The 18,204-nt window shown below is 53.9% G+C and carries 19 protein-coding genes and 1 tRNA gene; 10 read left to right on the forward strand and 10 right to left on the reverse strand.

Annotation, left to right across the window (positions count from 1 at the left end; translation table 11 throughout):
- Positions 1–151: 151 nt before the first annotated feature.
- Positions 152–637 carry an acetyl-CoA carboxylase biotin carboxyl carrier protein gene (gene accB / locus Q0W94_RS10000; protein ID WP_399371656.1) on the reverse strand — a complete coding sequence of 162 codons (486 nt, stop codon included), beginning with the start codon at positions 635–637 and terminating at the stop codon, positions 152–154.
- Positions 638–642: 5 nt separating this feature from the next.
- Positions 643–1,200 (reverse strand): elongation factor P, encoded by a 558-nt coding sequence (efp, locus tag Q0W94_RS10005; RefSeq protein WP_297758552.1) that lies wholly within the window; start codon positions 1,198–1,200, stop codon positions 643–645.
- On the opposite strand from efp, the gene Q0W94_RS10010 reads away from it, so the two are divergent.
- From Q0W94_RS10010 to Q0W94_RS10025, 4 genes are read left to right on the forward strand one after another with little or no spacing between them, the layout of a single operon-like run.
- On the forward strand, positions 1,199–1,333 hold the full coding sequence (locus Q0W94_RS10010; protein WP_297758554.1) for a hypothetical protein: 135 nt from the start codon (positions 1,199–1,201) through the stop codon (positions 1,331–1,333). The genes efp and Q0W94_RS10010 overlap by 2 nt on opposite strands.
- A gap of 47 nt (positions 1,334–1,380) precedes the next feature.
- Complete coding sequence (locus tag Q0W94_RS10015) at positions 1,381–1,623, forward strand: NifU family protein (protein WP_024124414.1); 243 nt, start codon at positions 1,381–1,383, stop codon at positions 1,621–1,623.
- Between the two features lie 28 nt (positions 1,624–1,651).
- Entirely contained in the window at positions 1,652–2,131 is a 480-nt protein-coding gene (locus tag Q0W94_RS10020) for a CRR6 family NdhI maturation factor (RefSeq protein ID WP_297758557.1), read from the forward strand.
- Positions 2,132–2,134: 3 nt separating this feature from the next.
- Positions 2,135–3,391 (forward strand): FGGY-family carbohydrate kinase, encoded by a 1,257-nt coding sequence (locus Q0W94_RS10025; RefSeq protein ID WP_297758560.1) that lies wholly within the window; start codon positions 2,135–2,137, stop codon positions 3,389–3,391.
- Here Q0W94_RS10025 and Q0W94_RS10030 read toward each other — a convergent pair.
- From Q0W94_RS10030 to Q0W94_RS10050, 5 genes are all read right to left on the reverse strand, one after another.
- Positions 3,367–4,755: a GTP-binding protein gene (locus tag Q0W94_RS10030; RefSeq protein WP_297762418.1), complete on the reverse strand. Its 1,389-nt coding sequence runs from the start codon at positions 4,753–4,755 to the stop codon at positions 3,367–3,369. The genes Q0W94_RS10025 and Q0W94_RS10030 overlap by 25 nt on opposite strands.
- Positions 4,756–4,809: 54 nt before the next feature.
- Positions 4,810–4,883, reverse strand: a tRNA-Arg gene (locus Q0W94_RS10035).
- A gap of 37 nt (positions 4,884–4,920) precedes the next feature.
- Positions 4,921–5,511 (reverse strand): redoxin domain-containing protein, encoded by a 591-nt coding sequence (locus Q0W94_RS10040; protein ID WP_297758562.1) that lies wholly within the window; start codon positions 5,509–5,511, stop codon positions 4,921–4,923.
- 29 nt (positions 5,512–5,540) lie between these two features.
- A complete protein-coding gene (locus Q0W94_RS10045; protein WP_297758564.1) occupies positions 5,541–6,725 on the reverse strand; it encodes an NAD(P)H-quinone oxidoreductase subunit H in 1,185 nt (394 codons plus the stop codon).
- Positions 6,726–6,813: 88 nt separating this feature from the next.
- Positions 6,814–8,103, reverse strand: a complete 1,290-nt coding sequence (locus Q0W94_RS10050) for a glucose-1-phosphate adenylyltransferase (protein WP_297758567.1) — start codon at positions 8,101–8,103, stop codon at positions 6,814–6,816.
- A gap of 143 nt (positions 8,104–8,246) precedes the next feature.
- On the opposite strand from Q0W94_RS10050, the gene Q0W94_RS10055 reads away from it, so the two are divergent.
- The 5 genes from Q0W94_RS10055 to Q0W94_RS10075 all read left to right on the forward strand — a co-directional run bounded on the left by Q0W94_RS10055 (position 8,247) and on the right by Q0W94_RS10075 (position 14,224).
- On the forward strand, positions 8,247–8,450 hold the full coding sequence (locus tag Q0W94_RS10055; protein WP_297758570.1) for a translation initiation factor IF-2: 204 nt from the start codon (positions 8,247–8,249) through the stop codon (positions 8,448–8,450).
- Positions 8,451–8,471: 21 nt separating this feature from the next.
- A complete protein-coding gene (gene psbV, locus Q0W94_RS10060; RefSeq protein WP_024124422.1) occupies positions 8,472–8,963 on the forward strand; it encodes a photosystem II cytochrome c-550 in 492 nt (163 codons plus the stop codon).
- A 30-nt stretch (positions 8,964–8,993) separates the two neighbouring features.
- Positions 8,994–9,521, forward strand: a complete 528-nt coding sequence (psbV2, locus tag Q0W94_RS10065; RefSeq protein ID WP_297758573.1) for a photosystem II cytochrome PsbV2 — start codon at positions 8,994–8,996, stop codon at positions 9,519–9,521.
- A 99-nt stretch (positions 9,522–9,620) separates the two neighbouring features.
- Positions 9,621–9,959, forward strand: coding sequence for a cytochrome c6 PetJ (gene petJ, locus Q0W94_RS10070; protein ID WP_297758576.1), 339 nt, complete (start codon positions 9,621–9,623; stop codon positions 9,957–9,959).
- A 203-nt stretch (positions 9,960–10,162) separates the two neighbouring features.
- Positions 10,163–14,224: a GAF domain-containing protein gene (locus Q0W94_RS10075; protein ID WP_297758578.1), complete on the forward strand. Its 4,062-nt coding sequence runs from the start codon at positions 10,163–10,165 to the stop codon at positions 14,222–14,224.
- A gap of 8 nt (positions 14,225–14,232) precedes the next feature.
- Here Q0W94_RS10075 and Q0W94_RS10080 read toward each other — a convergent pair whose 3' ends face one another.
- The 3 genes from Q0W94_RS10080 to rpsF are packed head-to-tail and all read right to left on the reverse strand — an operon-like array spanning position 14,233 to position 17,151.
- Positions 14,233–15,102, reverse strand: coding sequence for an S-methyl-5'-thioadenosine phosphorylase (locus Q0W94_RS10080; protein ID WP_297758581.1), 870 nt, complete (start codon positions 15,100–15,102; stop codon positions 14,233–14,235).
- A 51-nt stretch (positions 15,103–15,153) separates the two neighbouring features.
- Positions 15,154–16,767, reverse strand: coding sequence for an ABC transporter substrate-binding protein (locus Q0W94_RS10085; protein ID WP_297758584.1), 1,614 nt, complete (start codon positions 16,765–16,767; stop codon positions 15,154–15,156).
- A gap of 39 nt (positions 16,768–16,806) precedes the next feature.
- Complete coding sequence (gene rpsF, locus Q0W94_RS10090; RefSeq protein ID WP_297758587.1) at positions 16,807–17,151, reverse strand: 30S ribosomal protein S6; 345 nt, start codon at positions 17,149–17,151, stop codon at positions 16,807–16,809.
- Positions 17,152–17,266: 115 nt separating this feature from the next.
- On the opposite strand from rpsF, the gene Q0W94_RS10095 reads away from it, so the two are divergent.
- Positions 17,267–18,076: a fumarylacetoacetate hydrolase family protein gene (locus Q0W94_RS10095; protein ID WP_297758590.1), complete on the forward strand. Its 810-nt coding sequence runs from the start codon at positions 17,267–17,269 to the stop codon at positions 18,074–18,076.
- The last annotated feature ends 128 nt before the right edge of the window (positions 18,077–18,204 follow it).

Below are 18,204 nucleotides of genomic sequence, written 5' to 3' on the forward strand. Positions count from 1 at the left end.
CTAAATTCTAATTTTTCAATGAGGGCCTCGGCAAGGGCGCAAAGGTTTGAAGGCATTGAATTTTTGGCTTTATACTCCTCAATGCTTAACATATCTTTGCAATGAGTCCCTGCCTCTGTTGGCGGCAAGAACAGCGTTTATTTAAGTTCATTTAGTTAGGTAAAATGCGCATTAACGTTTGGCCATACTCAATTGGTTCAGCATTTTGCACCAGAATTTCCACGACTTGGCCGTTGACTTCGGCTTCAATTTCGTTCATCAGCTTCATGGCTTCAATGATGCAAACCACTTGGCCTTTTTTGACTGTGTCACCCACTTCAACAAAGGGGGGTTCATCGGGGGCAGGGGCACGATAAAAGGTTCCTACCATTGGCGCCACAATATCTATGGTTTTGCGATTGGCAGGGGGTGGCGTTGGTTCCGGATCAGGGGTAACGGCTGGCGGGGGCGCCGGGGTGGGTGTGAGGGTTGATGCCGGAGCTGGAGCCACAACCACGGGGGTGCTGCCACTGATGTGCTCACGCTTGCGGAGTTGAAGTTCTAGTTCGCCACTCTTGAGGTTGAGTTCGGTGACGCTGGTTTGGTCAAACATTAGTAGCAGTTCGCGTACTTGATTGAGGTCAAGCTCCACATCCATTACTCCTATTCGCGGCCAAGATACGTATCTGAGCGAGTATCAATGCGAATCCGCTCGCCGACAGAGATAAATAACGGTACCATGACTTGGGCACCCGTTTCGACAATGGCGGGTTTCGACCCACCGGTGGCGGTATCTCCTTTAACCCCCGGATCGGTTTGTACGACTTCTAAAACAACGGAGTTGGGTAGCTCCACCTCAAGGACTTGCTCACCCCACTTGACAATATTGACCTCCATGCCTTCCTTGAGATACTTGGCGCGATCGCCCACTTGTGCAGGGGTGAGGCGAGTTTCCTCATAGCTTTCCATGTCCATAAAGACATACTCTTCGCCATCTTTGTAAGTATGCTGCATGGTGCGTTTTTCAAGGGTGGCTTGGGGAACAGTCTCGCCGGCGCGGAAGGTGCGCTCAATCACGTTGCCCGTTTGCACATTCTTTAACTTTGTCCGCACAAAGGCAGAACCCTTACCGGGTTTGACGTGCAAAAATTCGACGACTCGCCAGACGGCACCATCCAGCTCAATACTTACACCGGGGCGAAAATCATTACTGGAAATCATGTCCTACCGTGCAGTTCACCAAGCTACTATTGTATCCTTGAGCGCTGCTGTTCCTAACACTGTTGAGCAGATTTCCCTAGAGCGGGATCCATTGGCACCCCTGGGAATTCCCAAAGGGCGATCGCTCCTGTAAATGCTACACTGAAAATGAATGTGACTGATATGCCAAAGACGATAACAATGGCTGCAACCCTTGAATTGAGTCAAGAAAACGTCGAAAAAGTCCTCGATGAACTCCGTCCCTATTTGATGGCCGATGGCGGCAATGTCGAGCTCGTGGAAATTGAAGGTCCGGTGGTGCGGCTGCGGTTACAGGGTGCCTGTGGTTCCTGCCCCAGCTCAACCATGACGCTGCGCATGGGCATTGAGCGCAAGTTGAAGGAATCCATTCCAGAGATTGCTGAAGTCCAGCAGGTTCCCTAAGGTACTGGCTCCTGGGGAGAGATAGAGAGTGGCGATCGCGATCGAGTTAACCCCAGATCAGATTGATCGTCTGGACTTATCTCCCCTCCAACAAGTACTTGACCCCCTGATTGCAGAGCGGCAGCTTCTGGATCATCACCAAGCACTGCGTTTTACGATTGATTATCCGCGGCCAGTGGATGAGCCTGATCTGGAACTTTCGGAAGTGGCACCGGTACGCCTTTGGTTCATTCGTGCCGATGTAGCCTACCCGTGGCTACCCTACTTACTGGATTGGTCAGCCGGCGAGCTGGTGCGTTATGGGGCGATGCTGGTGCCCCACGAATTTCATCCGCAGCAGGGGATTATCTTCAACCCGCAAGCCCTTGATATTTTTGTGATGACCAAGGTATTTACCCTTTGGCAATGGCTGCAGGGGCAGGGCTATCCTGCCATTGAAAAAATTAAAGGCATGGCGGCGATGTTTGGCTATGAGCTGGATAGCGAGCTCTTTACGCTCCTCCAATAAGTGATGGGGAAAGCGGTCACAGCCCTAGGCATTGATTTTGGGACCTCGGGGGCGCGGGCGATCGCCATCGATCCTGAGGGCAATGTTCTAGCTACTGCCCGTCGGCCGCTACACCAGCCCGATCAACCCCCAGAATGGGCAGCAACATTGTGGGCGTTGATTTTAGATATTCCAAGCGCTATCCGTCAGCAAATTCGGCGGATTGCAATTGATGGGACCTCGAGCACCGTTTTCCTCTGTGATGCCCAGGGGCAGCCCTCCTCACCCGTCCTTTTGTACAACGACGATCGCGCCCAAGATCATCTTCAAAGGTTGCGGCAGATTTTAGCCACAGATCACCTTGTCCTTAGTGCCACCAGTAGTCTGGTCAAGCTGTTGTGGCTCCAGACCCACTATGCCACTGCCAATGCCTTTTTCCTACACCAAGCGGACTGGCTAGCCTTCTTACTTCACGGTCAACTGGGGATTTCCGACTGGCACAATGCCCTGAAGTTGGGCTATGACCCAGCAAAGGAAGCCTACCCCGACTGGTTCAGCCACCCCATACTTGCCCCCTTGCAGCCGCTGCTGCCTAAGGTGGTTGCCCCGGGAACCGTTCTGGGCAGGGTCACAGCCACTGATTTAGGCTTGTCTCCAGAGTGTCAGGTGTGTGCGGGTACTACCGATAGCATTGCCGCCTTCTTGGCTAGTGGTGCCTCTGAGGTGGGTGAAGCGGTGACCTCCTTGGGCTCAACCCTTGTGCTGAAGCTTTTGAGTGCCTCTAGGGTAGAGGATTTGACAGCAGGCATCTACAGTCATCGCTTGGGCGATCGCTGGCTAGTGGGGGGCGCCTCTAACTGCGGTGCGGCGATTTTAGCCCAGTTTTTTAGTCCAGAGGAACTCGAACGCCTCAGTCTCCAAATAGATGTCAGTCAACCCACGGGCTTGGACTACTATCCGCTGCTCAAGCCAGGTGAGCGCTTTCCTATCAATGATCCGCACCGGCAACCGCGCCTAGAACCACGACCCGCCGACCCTCGCCTCTTTTTGCAGGGACTGCTGGAAAGTCTCAGTCGCATTGAAGCCCAAGGTTACGCTCAATTGCAGCGTTTGGGTGCCTCACCCCTGAAACAGGTCTGGACAGCGGGAGGGGGTGCCCGTAATCCAGCATGGTTAGCGCTGCGCCAGCAATACCTAGGGGTTCCGGTGGCCATTTCACCCCACACTGAGGCCGCCTATGGAACAGCGCGTCTTGCTCAACTCGGGTACAACTGCTCCTGAATTTCTAACTTCAGCCGATGGAGGATATGGCGCTGATCCAGTTGACTGAGGATTTGCTGAACAACCGTTTTTGGCCCTGCAGCCCCCCAGCCTGCGCCGTTGGCAAAGTAGGTTTTGGCCACTTGTCCCATCGTGTAGGAGGAAAAGCCAGCTATCCCCGCCTGGGTCATAGCCACCGATAGGTAAGGGCCAAGGGCAAGGCCACCGCTCATTGGCGTAGCCAATCCCAACAGTCCCTTGAGGGAACTCAGTCCCAAATGAACGGCAAATTCCCCTAAGCTAATGCTGCCCATGGCAAGGGCAATCGTTTGGAGCAGTTCCTTGGCCCCTGCTTCTGTGAGTTCAATGCCGTAGAGGCGCGAGAGCAGTTGAATCGTCGTCAAGTCAATGACCGCACTGCTGACCATATCGAGAACGGTGACCGGGTTGAGGGCGATCGCCAGCGCCTTAGCAACAGCCCCTTTCCAAATCAGTTGGTTGGCCTCCTGATCCCGCAGTTCCAGCTTGTAGCGGGCCAATTCTTCACTCACCCTATTGGCAAAGAGCATTGAATTGAGAGCAAGCAGGGCTTTCCCTTCCTGCTCTAGGACCTCCACGATTTTCCGTTTGAGGGGTTCCACTTGGGGAGCACCGACAGTCATTTTCACCTGTACCCGTCCTTGGCTATCCCGCTGCACCTGGGGCACAAGGGGCGCGGCCGCCACCATCACAATTTCTTTGGGGGAGAGGAGTTCCTTGACACGCTCATCCCGAATTTTGGCATAGATGGCCTCGCGATCAGCCTCTGGATACTGATCCACTTTGTTAAAGACCAGAATCATTGGCTTGCCTGCTTGCCGCAACTCACTGAGGGCTTGGTATTCAAGACGAGTCAAGTCTCCCGCAATGACAAAGAGAATCAAATCCGCTTGGGCAGCCACCTCCCGTGCCAGTTGCTCCCGGGCGGCACCATTGACTTCATCTAACCCCGGGGTATCAATGAGGCGAATGGGATTACCCCGCTGGGCTTCAGAGATTTGCCAAAGGGCACTGGCTTCCCCTTGGGTGACGCCATGAATGGGGCCAGTGGCAAAGTAGGGTTCTCCGAGCAGCGCATTGAGCAGGGAGGACTTTCCTCGCCCCACCATGCCAAAGACAGCAATTTGCACCACACCATGGTGGAGTTTGTCGAGCATGGCTTCGAGGTCGGCGATCGCCCGGACGAGGGAAGCTTTTCCAGTGCCAGTGGCTTTGCACTCACACAGTAATTTTTCAAGAGCACTCTTGGCCGCTTCATAGCTAAGGGCGCTTTGGTAGTCCTCAAGGTCATCAATGGTCCCTTGAAGTTCCTTCAGGAGAGAATGCGCGGGCGATCGCTCCACCACAGCCAAACTGCCCTCACAGAGATTTAGCTTCCATTTTAATTTTAAGGAGAAGAACGGGACTGGTGCGATTTGAACGCACGGCCTAGCGCTTAGGAGGCGCTCGCTCTATCCGACTGAGCTACAGCCCCAAAGGGATACCTTCTATCCTAGCGAGTTTCGATGCCCCTAGGCGGCTGTCGCTACTGTTGCCCCCTGAGCTAAAGCGTCAATTTCCTGAAACAAGCGCTCTAGGGGCGCATTGGGTTCTAAAAACGAGAAGAGATGCTTGTAGCGCAGCTTGCCTGCCTGGTCAATGAGAAACTGGGCCGGCAGCGGTGCCCCCAAGGCTTGACCCGTGCGGTACTTGCGAAAGACTTGACAACTGGGGTCATAGAGCAGGGGCATCTTTAGGGCCATATCCGCCTTGACCTTCTCGCTTTGCTGGGCATCGGTACTGGTGACCACAAGAACGGCCACCCCCTTGCCTTGAAATGTTTCATAGTTTTCATTCAAGGTCTTGAGATAGGGGTAGCACAGTGGGCAGTATTGGTGCTCTGTGAAGATACGGGTAAACACCAGCAGCAGCGGCTGCTCTTGCCACACCTTTGAAAGGCGAACGGGGGCACTTAGCCCTACAGCGGGTAGCTCCACATCTGGAACCACCGCCCCCCGCTGCAGTTGATTTTGGGGCGGTACTGGCCAGACATTTTGCCAAAACCGCTCATTAAAGAGGCCACTAAAGTTGGTGGAGGTGAGAAACGGTAATTGAACAGCCATAGCATCCTCGCTGGTGGCTCGACAAGCGTCTAGCGATCAACGGAGCCCATAATCACATCAATACTGCCAAGAATAGCCACAATATCGGCCACTTTCATCCCCTTCAGCAACTGGGGCAGCACCTGCAGGTTATTGAAATCCGGTGGCCGAATCTTCCAGCGCCAAGGGAAAACGTTGTCATCTCCAATCAGGTAAATGCCCAGCTCCCCTTTGCCCGACTCAACCCGCACATAGTGCTCCCCCTTAGGGATTTTGAAGGTGGGAGACAGCTTCTTGCCAATGTACTGATAGTCAAAGCCGTGCCACTCCGATTTGGCCCCCTCAAGCATCCGCTTGGCTTCTAGGTTTTCGTAGGGGCCACCGGGCAGGCCATCCAAGGCTTGGCGAATGATCTTCACCGATTCGCGCATTTCCTGAATACGAACAATGTAGCGAGCAAGGCAATCGCCTTCGGTGGCCACGGGTACATCCCAGTCAAAATCGTCATAGCACTCGTAGTGATCCACTTTGCGCAGATCCCACTTCACCCCAGATGCACGCAACATCGGCCCCGATAGCCCCCAGTTAATGGCCTCCTCACGGCTAATTTTGCCCACCCCCTGTAGGCGACGCACAAAGATGGGGTTGTTGGTGATCAGGCGCTCGTACTCATCAACTTTGGGTAGGAAGTAGTCGCAAAAGTCACGGCATTTCGTTACCCAGCCATAGGTGAGGTCAGCGGCCACTCCCCCGATGCGGAAGTAGTTGTTGTTGATGAAGCGCATGCCTGTGGCGGCTTCAAAGAGATCGTAGATGTACTCCCGCTCGCGAAAGATATAGAAAAAGGGCGTCTGGGCACCGACGTCCGCCAAGAAGGGGCCTAACCACAGAAGGTGATTGGCAATGCGGTTCAACTCCAGCATGATCACGCGAATATAGCTGGCGCGTTTGGGGACAGGAATCCCCGCCAATTTTTCTGGCGCATTAACGGTGACCGCTTCGTTAAACATTCCTGCGGCGTAGTCCCAACGACTGACGTAGGGAATGAACATGATGTTGGTGCGGTTTTCAGCAATTTTCTCCATACCGCGATGGAGGTAGCCAATCACTGGCTCGCAGTCAATGACATCTTCGCCATCAAGGGTCACCATTAATCGCAACACCCCGTGCATTGAGGGATGGTGCGGCCCCATGTTGATGACCATGGGTTCAGTGCGAGTCTCTATCGTGGGCATAGATGGCAGTTCCGCTAGAGGGTTGGAGGCTTACTGTTGATATGCTACACAGGTTTTTACCGCTTGCCAATTCAAATTTGCTTATGGCTTAGATAATGGTGCCGTCGGGGATCACGGCATTTTTGATGATGACGACCACACCGCTGCGAATATAGAATCCTTGATCTTCTCGATTGGATTCTTCAACGTTGTCTTTGTTGATGATTTTGACATCGCGGCCAATGCAGGCATTTTTATCCACAATTGCCCGGCGAATGACACTGTTGGCCCCAATGCCGATGGGGATTTTATGTTGCAACCGTAACTGGCTGCGGTGAGCTGAGTCTTGGTAGTAGTCTGCCCCCATCAGCAGGGAGTGATCAATGACGCAGCCGGATTCCACGCGCGATCGCACCCCCAAGACCGAGCGGTGAACTTGGCATTCCTTGAGGATACAGCCCTCACTAATGATGGACTCCGTAATGGTGGAACTGAGAATTTTACTGGGGGGCAAATAGCGGGGACGAGTATAGATGGGGGCATTTTCATCGTAGAAGCTAAAGGGCGGCTGCGGCTGTTGGGTGAGGGCAAGGTTGGCTTCGTAGAAGGAGCCAATGGTTCCAATATCTTCCCAATAGCCATTGAAGAGATAGGTTTGGACAAGGTGGGAACGGGCCGCAGCGGGGATGATTTCTTTGCCAAAGTCCGTGGCATCGGCCATTTGCTCCAACAGATCAATGAGGACTTGCCGCTTAAAGACATAAATCCCCATCGAGGCAATGTAGGGTTTGCGATGGGCTTCCTCGATGGTCAGGCCATAGCGGGTGGTGTCCACTCGCATATCCCGGAGGGCATCCCCGGTGGGCTTCTCGCGAAAGTCAGTCACTCGCCCCGTACCATCTACCTTCAGGAGGCCAAAACCAGAGGCTGCCTTTTCCTCCACCGGTAGAACGGAAAGGGTAATATCGGCACCGGTGTCGCGGTGGCGTTGGACAAACAGGCGATAGTCCATGCGGTAGAGGTGATCTCCTGAAAGAATCAGGTATTCATCCACATCCCAGTCCGCCAACAGCCACAGGTATTGACGTACCGCATCAGCAGTGCCCTGAAACCAGTTGGGATTTTCGGGGGTTTGTTGGGCTGCCAAGACTTCGACAAAGCCGCCCGTCAGGCCGGGAAAGGTGTAGGTACGGGCAATATGACGATTGAGGGAGGCCGAGTTGAATTGGGTAAGGACGTAAATATTATGGATTTCGGAGTTGATGCAATTGCTCACAGGAATATCAATGAGGCGATATTTTCCAGCAAGGGGAACCGCAGGCTTGGCGCGACGCTTGGTCAAGGGATACAGACGTGTTCCGGCACCGCCCCCAAGGATAATCGCCAGGACTCGTTTCATTGAACACTCCATCTGAACGGCCACACCAACAGTGTACGCTGTGGCGGCACTTCTCTTTGCGCAGCAAACGCCTTTTGGTAAAGAAGCTACCCAATGGCATGATAATGATATTTGGTCGTTGATCCCAAGCAGGGAGTGGCAGCATGGGATTTGTGGACATTGCGATCGCGGATCTGGCAGCGGACTACGGCGTGTCGGTCGAAACAATCTGTGCATGGTGCGATCGCTTAGGTATTCGCTATACCAGCCCACAAACACGCCTGCCCCTTGAAGATGCCAAAGCAATTATTTTGGCGTTGACGACCCCTGCGCCCACCAACGATCAACCAGACACACCGCAATCGTAAGACCTGCTTATTGGGAGAACTATGTTAAAAAAATGCGTTTGGCTTGCGGTCGCTCTCTGCCTCTGCCTCTGGCAACTCACCACGGGCACAGCACTGGCCGCCGAACTGACCCCTGAAGTCTTGACTGTCCCCCTCAACAGCGAGGGCAAAACAATTACGCTGACCGAAAAACAATACCTAGAGGGTAAGCGCCTCTTCCAGTATGCCTGTGCTTCCTGCCATGTGGGAGGGATCACCAAAACGAACCCCAGCTTGGATTTGCGCACGGAAACCTTGGCCCTAGCCACGCCGCCACGGGACAACATTGAGGGCTTGGTGGACTACATGAAGAACCCCACCACCTACGATGGTGAGCAAGAAATTGCTGAGGTGCACCCCAGTCTGCGCAGTGCCGACATTTTCCCGAAAATGCGCAACCTGACGGAGAAGGATTTGGTGGCGATCGCCGGCCATATTCTCGTCGAACCCAAAATCTTGGGTGATAAATGGGGCGGTGGCAAAGTTTATTACTAATGACTCGTAACAAGGATTTCCCCAACACCCATGTACCAACCTCACTTTTGGCAACGATCTATCGGCTGGCTCTGTAGTGGTCTGTTAATGTTGCTGTTGGCCTGGGCAATGGTGCCGGCAACAGCACTGGCAATCGCCGGTGTAGATAACTATGTGCTCCAATACCTCAAGGTAGCGGACACCGTAGAACTACCCCTCAATGATCGCGGTGAGACCAAAACGTTCACCGCCGTTGACTTGACCCGTGGCAAGCGGCTCTTTGAGGAAAACTGCAAAAACTGCCATGTCGGTGGCAGTACGTTACCCAATCCTTTGGTGTCACTGTCTCTAAAGGATCTCAAGGGGGCAATGCCGCCACGGGATACAATTGCCAGCCTCGTGGCTTTCCAGCGATCGCCGAGATCCTACGATGGCAGCGAAGAGAGTTATTCCTGTCGCCGCGTGAGTGAGGACTGGTTGAGCACGGAACAGCTTGAGAGCTTGGCTGCCTTTATTTTGCGAGCGGCAGCCGTAGCGCCCGGTTGGGGCGTAGAAAGCTTTCCGGACAGTGCCCCCTAGGTTGGGAACTTTGCTACACTGACCTTTGATGAATCTTGCACCCCTTGATTTTTGGGGCTTTATCCATACCCTGACGCATTCCATGAAAGGAGAACTCCATTGAAAAAGCTATTCATTAGTGTTTGCGCGATCGCAATAGCTCTGTTTGTCAGCCTTACTCCTGTGGCCTTTGCGGCAGATTTGGCCAATGGTGCCAAAGTCTTTAGCGGTAACTGTGCCGCCTGTCACATGGGGGGCGGCAATGTGGTGATGGCGAACAAAACCCTGAAAAAAGAAGCCCTTGAGCAATTTGGCATGTACTCCGAGGATGCCATTATCTATCAAGTGCAGCACGGCAAAAATGCGATGCCGGCTTTTGGCGGTCGTCTCACCGATGAGCAAATTCGCGACGTGGCCGCCTACGTCCTCGATCAAGCCGCCAAGGGTTGGGCAGGTTAGGATTGCCACCGTCTGAAAATAACGATTATGAAGGGTGTAGGCCTCGCGTCTACATCCTTTTTTTGTCCTATCTTACTGCCCTACAAATCCTGGAAAGACTGGAAAGATAGATGTTGTGTTTTGTAGGGGATCCTCTCTAGGGCCAGTGCAATTCCTATAATGATGAAAGATTTGCTCCTACGAGAAGGCGGTACACTTGGGCTATGCCTGCTGCTCCATTGCCCGCAAATGAATCGGAACGGCAACGTGCCCTTGAGCAGTATCGAGTCTTAGATACGCCCCCGGAACCGATCTTTGACGAGATTACCAATCTGGCGGCAGCAATTTGCCAAACTCCCATTGCCCTCATTAGTTTGGTTGACCGGCGGCGGCAGTGGTTTAAGTCCAAAGTGGGCATTGATGCCTGTGAAACCCCAAGGGACGTGGCCTTCTGTGCCCATGTCATTCTGCAAGATGAACTAGTGGTTGTGCCAGATGCTCGCCTTGATCCGCGCTTTGCCGATAATCCCCTGGTTACAGGCCCCCCCTATATCCGCTTCTATGCCGGGATGCCCTTGGTGACGCCGCAGGGCTATGGGATTGGTACCCTTTGCGTCGTGGACTACCAGCCGCGGGAGCTAAACCCTGTTCAACAGCAAACTCTTCGCACCCTTGGCCGCCAAGTCATTAATGAGCTGGAAATCCGCCATCACTTAGAGGTTACCCAGCAACAACTGGGCCACATCGAGCAGATGAGCAGTCTCCAAGGGGCGATCCTCAATAGTAGTAACCATGCCATTATTGCCACCCGTACCGATGGCATCATCACCTTGATGAATCGAGCTGCCCAGGAATGGCTGGGGTATAGTGCCTCAGAACTTTTGGGCAAAGCGACTCCCGCATGTTTCCATGATCCCCAAGAGGTGGAACGCTATGCTGAGATTCTCAGTGCGCAATTGGGAGAACCCATTCCTGCGGGGTTTGAGACAGTGGTGGCGCGGGCGCGGCGAGGCTTGGTGGATGAGCAGGAGTGGACATTTGTACGGCGGGACGGCTCTCGTTTTCCCGTCTCCGTTTCGGTCACCCCAATTCATGATAGCCAAGACCAGCTAATTGGCTTTTTGGAGTTGGCAGTTGATATTACTGACAAGAAAAAAATCGAGGCAGAGCTGCGACTGCGGGAGCGTGCCATTGTTGCCAGCACCAATGGCATTGTAATTACCGACTACCGCCAACCAGACAATCCAGTGATCTACGCCAATCCCGCCTTTGAGCAAATGACGGGGTACCGTGCCACGGAGGTGATTGGTAAGAATTGCCGCTTTCTGCAGGGGCGCGATCGCCAGCAGCCGGGGTTAGAAATGCTCCGCAAGGCAATTCGAAAGGGTCAATCCTGCCGTGTGGTGCTGCGCAACTACCGCAAAAACGGCCAGCTTTTCTGGAATGAACTGGCCATCTCACCGATTTATAACGAGTTTGGCGAAATTACCCACTACATTGGCATTCAAAGTGATGTCACCGAACGGCAGCGGGCACAACTGTTTTTACAGCAGCAGGTGAAGCGCACGCTGCTTCTCAATCGCATCACTGAGGAAATTCGCCAGCAAATCGAGCGGGAAAATATCTGCCGTACAGCAGTTCAGCAGGTAGGAGCAACCCTCAATGTCAGTCGTTGCCTTTTGTTTGTCTATCAGGAGAATGCCCCGGCGCCGATGCAACTGGTGGCAGAGTACTGTGCGCCGGGAGTGCCCTCTGTCAATGAGTGCGACCTTGATTTGGCACAGATGCGTGCCCCGTTTCTAGCCTCGGTATTTGCCTCTGATGAGGTATTTAGCTGCGACGATGTGCCAAATGACGATCGTCTCGCCCCACTGCATGCCTACTGCGAAGCCCTGAGTGTGAAATCTGCGCTGATTGTGCGCACAGCCTATCGCAATCAAGCCAATGGTTTACTCATTTTGCACCAGTGCGATCGCCAGCGACGGTGGACAGGTGCGATTAAAAGTCTTGTCAAGAGTGTAGCGGCCCAGGTGGGTATTGGCCTTGCCCAAGTGCAGCTCCTAGAACAGGAAACGCGCCAACGTCAGCAACTGCAACAGCAAATGCAGCGGGCACTGCTCCTCAATCAAATCACCGAGCAGATTCGCCAAAGCCTTGATACGGAAACGGTCTTTGAAACTACTGTGACTCAAATTGGTCAGGCCTTTGGTGTTAATCGCTGCTTGATTCATCGCTATGACCCTGGGCCGCCCCCCCGCATTCCAGATGTGGCTGAGTATCTGCAACCAGGCTACGTTTCCATGAGAGGCATCAGTATACCAGTAGCGGATAACCCCCATGCCTTGGCCGTCCTGAGGGAGGATACTGCCGTTGTTTCCAATGATGTGACTCAGGATCCCCTTTTGGCCAATGCCATACACCTGTGCCATCAGTTCCAGATTCAGTCCATGCTGGCCATCCGTACCTCCTATAAGGGGGTTCCCAATGGCATTATTGGTCTGCATCAGTGCGATCGCCAGCGGCAGTGGACCCCTGAAGAAATTGAGCTTCTGGAAGCCGTGGCAGCGCAAGTGGGGATTGCGATCGCCCAGGCGGAACTCCTACGCCACGAACAGCAGCAGCGACAATTACTCGCTCAGCAAAATCAAGAACTTGAACAAGCCCGCCTGCAAGCCGAACTGGCCAACCGCGCCAAGAGTGAATTTTTGGCGACCATGAGCCATGAAATTCGCACCCCCATGAATGCAGTTTTGGGCTTTACCAACTTACTTTTGGATACCCCCCTCAATGAGCAGCAGCGGGACTTTTTGCAAACCTTGCATCAAGCTGGTGAAGCGCTCCTCACGATTATTAACGATATTCTTGACTTTTCGAAAATTGAATCCGGCAAATTGGTGCTGGAGCAACAACTCTTCGATGTCCGCGAGTGTGTTGAGGACGTCCTCAGTCTGCTTGCCAGCAAAGCCGAGGAGAAACAGCTAGAACTCCTCTATACCTGCACCCCCGAAACGCCAGCGCAAATCAAAGGAGACGTGACACGGCTGCGGCAGATTCTTGTGAACCTCGTGGGCAATGGCATTAAGTTTACCCATGAAGGCCAAGTCGCTGTTCACGTAGGGGTGGTGAAGTGCGCGGGCAAGGATTTTCTGCAATTTCAAGTTCAAGATACAGGCATTGGTATTCCCAGCAATCGCCTAAATCGGCTCTTTAAGCCCTTTAGCCAAGTGGATGCCTCTACGACGCGCGAGTATGGGGGTACAGGTCTAGGGCTAGTCATTAGCAAACGCCTCTGTGAGCTAATGGGCGGCGATATGTCCGTTGAGAGTACCGAAGGTCAAGGCACGACGTTCACATTTACGATCCTCGCTGAGGGAGCAAAACCCTATGTGCCGCCACCGGTTCATCCGGCTTTGGCAGGCAAGCGTGTCTTAGTTATTGATGACAACGCCGCTAGCCGCGAGCATCTCTGCACACTGCTGCAAAACTGGGGCATGTTGCCCATTGGCTATCACGCTCCCCAACTGGTTTTGGAGGCTCTACCCCAATGGGATTTGGCGGTCATTGATTTGAATATGCCCCAAATGACCGGGCTTGAGCTGGCGGAGCGGTTGCAATCTCAGCCGTCCTTTCAGCAACAACCGCTCGTGTTGCTCACACCCCTGAGTTGGCTGGAACCCCCGAGTCACAAAGAACTGATTGCTGCTCACGTGCCTAAACCTATTCGCCACTTGACCCTGCGGCAAACCCTGATTAAGGTACTCAGTTGTGAACCGGGAACCCAGCCCGCCCTGCCTAAAACAGGCATTGATCCTAACTTGGGCACTCGTTTCCCCCTGCGTATTCTACTGGCCGAAGATAATGCGGTGAATCAGAAAGTGGCCTTGCACCTCCTCAAGCGGATGGGCTACCGCGCCGATGTGGCTGCCAATGGGCTGGAGGTGCTTGAAGCTCTGCAGCAGCGTCCCTACGACGTGATCCTCATGGATGTGCAAATGCCGAAAATGGACGGACTAGAAACAACCGAACGCATCTGTGCTCAATGGCCTCCCAGTCAGCGCCCTTGGATTATTGCCATGACTGCCAATGCCCTTGCTGGCGATCGCGAGCGCTGCTTTGCAGCCGGCATGGATGACTACATCAGTAAACCCATTAAAATTGAAGCCCTTGCCGCTGCCCTCAACCGCTGCCGCTGTCTCAATCCCAAGACCACCTATCCGCAACTGTGTGATCAGACGCACTTTGATAGCGACCATGATCATCAGAGTGCTACCCAATCAATGACCTAGAGATATTTCTAGAGATATTTGGCTAAGAGCAAGTGGAGTTTCTCCTTAGTGGCTGTGGGTACTTTGTCAAGGGGAGTGAGGATAGCATTCTGCAAGGCACGGTGGGCCTTAGAGACCGGTGGGTGGGCATGGACACGTTTGACGGTTTCACAGATAATCGCTTGGGCATTTTTGACGTTGCGCTGCAAGTGACCCATAATCATCTCCACCGTTACGGAGTCATGCTCTGGGTGCCAGCAGTCGTAGTCGGTAACGAGCGCTAGCGTTGCATAGGCAATCTCCGCTTCACGAGCCAACTTTGCTTCTGGGAGATTGGTCATGCCAATGACAGTTCCCCCCCAAGAGCGATACAGATTGGACTCCGCCAAGGTTGAGAAGGCAGGGCCTTCCATACACACGTAGGTACCTTGGCGGTGAAGGGTGACATCGGGTAGGTTCAGATCAGCAATGGCATCCGCCAGAAGGCCAGCAAGGGCAGGACAAACGGGGTCAGCAAAGCCAATGTGCGCCACAATACCGTCCCCAAAGAACGTAGAAATGCGGTTGCGCGTGCGGTCAATGAACTGATCCGGAACCACAATATCGAGGGGCTTGACTGCTTCCTGGAGGGAACCCACCGCCGAGGCAGACAGGAGGTACTCGACCCCAAGGGATTTGAAGCCATAGATGTTGGCACGAAAGGGAATCTCCGTCGGCAGTAGATGGTGATGGCGGCCATGGCGTGCCAAAAAGACAACGGGAACCCCAGCAATCTTGCCGCAAATAAAGGCATCGGAAGGATCACCAAAGGGCGTAGTCAGGCGTACCTCTTCGACATCGGTAAGAGCGTCCATCTTGTAGAGACCACTACCGCCAATAATGCCAATTTTTGCAGTCATGGAGATTCCTAAAACAGCAATCGGCAATAGCTTAGCATTAGTTGGACGGTTTTAGATGCCACTGAGGGGATTGAACTGGTACCTGGAGCCCTTAGGGCCATTGGGCCCCGGTGCCGCTTGGACGAGAGGAACCCGATCAAAGGTACCACTGGCGGTTTGCCCCTGAATTTGCACTCCTTGGCGCAGGAGCTGTTGGGTGCTGGCGCGATCGCCCCCTTTGGCCATGGCTTGGGCTAGGGCTTGGGTGGCATCGTAGGCCGTCGTGGTGCGCCAACTAATTTGCCCCCGCCATGCTTGTGCCGCCTGCTGCGCAAAGGGATCACTGGGATTGGTACGCCAAGGCACCGCCAAAATCATGCCATTGATGGCACTATCTCCCTTGATCAAGAGATCGGGACCATAGAGTTGATCACTACCAAAGAGTTGCAGCGGCGAGGTCTGGGTTTGGTTAGCGATCGCTAGGGCAATGGCCTGGTTTACCCGGCTGCGGCTGAGGGCCAAAACCACCACATTGGCTGCCGCTTGACGGGCAGTAGTCATGACGGTATTGGCATTAAAACCAGCGGCGGCCACATCTCTCTGTTGTACCACTTGCACACCAAACCGTGGGAGGGCGGCTAGCAGCTTGTTTTTTAGTTCATTGCTATAGGGGCTGTCGCTGTTGTAAACAAGAGCTGCCTTCCCATTGGGCACTTTTTTCGCCACCGCTGCCGCTAAGGTCTGAGCCGCATTATCAAGGTAGGTATCGAGGAGTTGTTGCCCTTTTTCATTCAGGGAGAGGGTTTGCACTTGCACTGTGCCATTACCTTGGGGGGTAACGTTGGTTGTCAATGGTGAGAGGACCGGCATCCCGACTGGTTCATAAACCTCTAGGGCGGCACGACTGTTGGCGTCGGTGCCGTGACCCACTACCCCTTGGATTGAACTGTTGATTAAATCCTCGGCCAAGCTGGTCACCCCGTTGGGGCTGTTTTCATTGACAATGACGACTTCGAGGAGACGATTAGGCGCACTGGCATTAAACTGTTCTTGGTATTGAGCCACGCCCCGCAGCACTTCCTTGGCGGTATCGGGACTGCTACCAATAGGAACAACGGTGGCCATCGTCATAGGGTTGCCAGCTTGACGAGCACGGGCATTGTTGAGATAAATGCGTGCTTCTGGATCATTGGGATCGAGGGCAACCAGTTCTTGATACTTGGCGATCGCCAGCGCCCAGTCTCCCCGATCAAAGGCAAGGGCGGCCTCCTGCTTGAGGGCGACTCGCTGGGGATTGGGTTCACTGATGAGAATGCGTTCCCCTTGGCTGATGTAGGCGGCGTTGCGGGCGGTGGTTTGGCTCACCAGTTGGCTGCCACTGGTCGAGCCGCCCGGCAGCGATGGCGGGTTATTCTCACGGTTGGTCAAGAACAGCCGATAGCTCAGGAAGCCAATGCCGCCCATGAAAAGTAAAGCCACCCCCAGGGCCACAGCAGCGAGGGGCAGGCGCGATTTTTTACTGCTGTTGGCACTGTTCCCTGGCTCCATGGCCTCACGGGGGAGTCCACACACTGCACAGTCGGGACCAAAATTTTCGTAGGGCGGATGGGCACCGCTGGCATTGGGGTAGGTTCTGCCGTTTTTAGGCACACCGTCGCAGATCCAAGAACTGGGAGATGGTGCCATGGTGCCCCCCTTCAAGGGAATTTGAGTCAGTGTACTGTTTTAGGCACGGGCAAGAACAGGATTTTCCGCTTCTGCCTCTGCAGTTTCAGTCTCTTCTTCGAGGACAATCGTCATGAAGCGCAGAATATTTTCATTGAGGCGCATGGCGCGTTCAAGGGGGGCGATCGCCGTCCCTGGAGCGCTATAGGTCATCAGAATGTAGTAGCCCTCCCGCAGTTTCTTGATCGGATAGGCAAACCGACGCTTACCGCGATTTTGCACCTTGATCTTTGTGGCGCCCTGTTCTTCTAAGAAAGTGCGAAATTGGCTAATGGTTTGTTCCAATTGCTCTTCGCCTACATCAGGACGAATAATATAAAGCGTTTCGTAGTTACGCACGATCATTTAGGTCAACTCCCTTTGGACAAATGGCCTTTTGACGGCTGCAAAAAGCAAGGCTTTATAATTCTAGCACCGCAGTTTGCCCTTCTGGGCAAGGAGAAAAGGGGACTCATTCGCTATGGTGGAACGGTTTGTGCGGGTGCAGACGACGGGGGGACAAATTCATTACGGCACACTGCAACTCAATCGTGAAGTGATTATTTGGGATGCAGCACCGTGGCTCCACGGCCAACCCACTCACCAAGTCCTCAGTCCCGACAGCTACCAACTGCTGGCTCCCTGCTCTCCCTCGAAAATTGTTGCTGTGGGGCGCAACTATGCCAAACACGCTGCGGAAATGGGCGATAGTGTGCCCCCTGAGCCATTGATTTTTCTGAAACCACCGACAACGGTTCAAGCCCCCGGCTGTCCCATTTGGTATCCGCCCCAAGTGCAGCGCCTGGACTATGAGGGGGAATTGGCGGTGATCATTGGTCGCCGTACCCGTGCCTGCCCTGAAGGCGAAGCCCTTGAGCATATTTGGGGCTACACGATCGCCAACGATGTCACCGCTCGGGATCTCCAACAGCGGGAGCAGCAATGGACACGGGCTAAGGGGTTTGACACATTTTGCCCCCTCGGTCCTTGGGTTGTGCGAGAGGTTCCCAGTGATGCGCGGTTGCAAACGTTTATCAATGAGGCGGCGCAACCCGTCCAATCAGCAACAATTGATCAAATGGTGTTCTCACCCGCCAAGTTGGTGAGTTTCATTAGTTATGTGATGACGCTGCTGCCGGGGGATGTGGTATTGACGGGAACACCTGCAGGCATTGGTCCATTACAGGTGGGCGATCGCGTGCGCGTCGAGATAGAGGGCATTGGCAGCCTGCTTTCAGTAGTCACAACACCTGAGACCCCTTGGACCCCCGCCTTGGGTCGCGCCTACTAGGAATAACTGGCTCAACGCCACCAATTCAATGCAAGAGATTCAACCGACTAGAAAACAGGTTAGGCGGGATTGCAGTGCTTCAGAGCTTTCTGTCTTTCTGTAATGGTGAGGAGGAGCGGGCGAGCCAT

This window comes from Thermosynechococcus sp., from assembly GCF_025999095.1.
In the GTDB taxonomy this organism is placed as follows: Bacteria; Cyanobacteriota; Cyanobacteriia; order Thermosynechococcales; family Thermosynechococcaceae; genus Thermosynechococcus.

Excerpts from the sequence above, each read along its gene's own strand:
- Q0W94_RS10075 (WP_297758578.1), top strand. The coding sequence starts at position 10,163 with ATGCCTGCTGCTCCATTGCCCGCAAATGAATCGGAACGGCAACGTGCC.
- psbV (WP_024124422.1), top strand. The coding sequence starts at position 8,472 with ATGTTAAAAAAATGCGTTTGGCTTGCGGTCGCTCTCTGCCTCTGCCTC.
- efp (WP_297758552.1), bottom strand. The coding sequence starts at position 1,200 with ATGATTTCCAGTAATGATTTTCGCCCCGGTGTAAGTATTGAGCTGGAT.
- Q0W94_RS10080 (WP_297758581.1), bottom strand. The coding sequence starts at position 15,102 with ATGACTGCAAAAATTGGCATTATTGGCGGTAGTGGTCTCTACAAGATG.
- Q0W94_RS10025 (WP_297758560.1), top strand. The coding sequence starts at position 2,135 with ATGGGGAAAGCGGTCACAGCCCTAGGCATTGATTTTGGGACCTCGGGG.
- Q0W94_RS10055 (WP_297758570.1), top strand. The coding sequence starts at position 8,247 with ATGGGATTTGTGGACATTGCGATCGCGGATCTGGCAGCGGACTACGGC.
- rpsF (WP_297758587.1), bottom strand. The coding sequence starts at position 17,151 with ATGATCGTGCGTAACTACGAAACGCTTTATATTATTCGTCCTGATGTA.
- Q0W94_RS10095 (WP_297758590.1), top strand. The coding sequence starts at position 17,267 with ATGGTGGAACGGTTTGTGCGGGTGCAGACGACGGGGGGACAAATTCAT.
- Q0W94_RS10050 (WP_297758567.1), bottom strand. The coding sequence starts at position 8,103 with ATGAAACGAGTCCTGGCGATTATCCTTGGGGGCGGTGCCGGAACACGT.
- Q0W94_RS10010 (WP_297758554.1), top strand. The coding sequence starts at position 1,199 with ATGTCCTACCGTGCAGTTCACCAAGCTACTATTGTATCCTTGAGCGCT.
- psbV2 (WP_297758573.1), top strand. The coding sequence starts at position 8,994 with ATGTACCAACCTCACTTTTGGCAACGATCTATCGGCTGGCTCTGTAGT.
- accB (WP_399371656.1), bottom strand. The coding sequence starts at position 637 with ATGGATGTGGAGCTTGACCTCAATCAAGTACGCGAACTGCTACTAATG.
- Q0W94_RS10015 (WP_024124414.1), top strand. The coding sequence starts at position 1,381 with ATGGCTGCAACCCTTGAATTGAGTCAAGAAAACGTCGAAAAAGTCCTC.
- Q0W94_RS10085 (WP_297758584.1), bottom strand. The coding sequence starts at position 16,767 with ATGGCACCATCTCCCAGTTCTTGGATCTGCGACGGTGTGCCTAAAAAC.
- Q0W94_RS10040 (WP_297758562.1), bottom strand. The coding sequence starts at position 5,511 with ATGGCTGTTCAATTACCGTTTCTCACCTCCACCAACTTTAGTGGCCTC.
- Q0W94_RS10045 (WP_297758564.1), bottom strand. The coding sequence starts at position 6,725 with ATGCCCACGATAGAGACTCGCACTGAACCCATGGTCATCAACATGGGG.